Source organism: Actinacidiphila sp. bgisy160 (genome assembly GCF_965342435.1).
In the GTDB taxonomy this organism is placed as follows: domain Bacteria; phylum Actinomycetota; class Actinomycetes; order Streptomycetales; family Streptomycetaceae; genus Actinacidiphila.
The window spans coordinates 1-1,095 of the sequence record NZ_CBDRCM010000134.1 but is presented as its reverse complement, the minus strand read 5'-3'; the positions used below and the strand labels follow the sequence as shown (position 1 = coordinate 1,095).

Here is a 1,095-nt window from a genome sequence, read left to right as displayed (position 1 = left end):
CGCCAGCTCCTTGTTGTCCCGCTTGAGCTGCAGGTTCTCCCGACGCAACCGCGCCAGCTCCTCGCTCTCCCCGGACCTGGTGGCGCCGGCCTGCCGTGCCCGTGAGACCCAGGTCGCCAGGGTGGTCTCGTTGATCCCCAGATCCCGCGCCACCTCGGCCAACGTCTTACCGGTCTCGGCGACGATCCGCACAGCCCCCTCACGGAACTCCGCGTCGAACTTCCGCCTCTTCTCCGCCATGACTCCCAACTTCCCCTCCAGTCATGGTCTCTACGCTACGAGGGGAAGCACAGATCACGGACCGGGCGAATGTGGTGGTGACCGGCGCCGACACCGTGCGGGTGCAGGTCTGCCCTCCAGGGCCTGACCGGGCTGCGCCTGCTGCGCGGACCAAGAGGGGAGCTGCCGCGTGGCGGAACCGACGACGAATTCAGAGAAGCGGCCGCTGATCAGTGACGCTTCCTCATCCATGAGATGTCCTCGCCACTGTGCCCCAGGGACCCCGCCCTCCAGGCGCGCAGGTCGCGGCGGGTATCTCGCACGTCCCGCGACATGGCCGCGCCGTCGCGGTAGGGATGCTCGCCGTGCCGGCGCGCTTTCCAGCCGACCCAGGAGGCGAGTGCGACGACCAGCACGAGGGGCGTCAGAAAGAACCACATACTGGGAGAGCATGTCGGCACTCTGCAGCGCCGGCCAGGTGCCGACCGCAACCATCCGTCGGGGGTTGATTGCCGTGGGCGGGGCTTGACACCCGGGAGGTGCGTGTTGACGTCCGTATCTGCAACAAGCGCAAGGGACCGGACGTCCGCCGATACAGCCTGTAGCGCTTCCCGAGACGACAGGGCCCCAGCCGGTTGCCGATCCGGCGGGGGCCCTGTTCTGTCTCCTGACTCGCGAGGGAGCGACCCATTCGCCCACCCCGCCCCGCCTCGCGCCGCTGCGCGATGGTGTCCGCGAGCCGTCCGGCGGTCCGCTGGATCTTCGCCCAGGTGCCCACCGGATATCCGTTCCAGACCGCCGTGGCGGGCGGCAGCAGATGCCCGTATTCGGCCGCCCACTCGGTCGCGGCTGACAGTCCTTCCCGCCAGGCGACGT

Annotated in this window: 2 protein-coding genes; both read right to left on the bottom strand. The window is 69.2% G+C overall.

Annotation, left to right across the window (positions count from 1 at the left end; all coding sequences use genetic code 11):
- Positions 1-240, bottom strand: a 240-nt coding sequence (locus ACRWNP_RS37105; RefSeq protein WP_431969411.1) for a transposase, incomplete at its 3' end; no start/stop codon positions are given.
- Between the two features lie 403 nt (positions 241-643).
- Positions 644-1,095: helicase associated domain-containing protein (locus ACRWNP_RS37100; RefSeq protein ID WP_431969409.1), on the bottom strand; the 452-nt coding region annotated here is incomplete at its 5' end.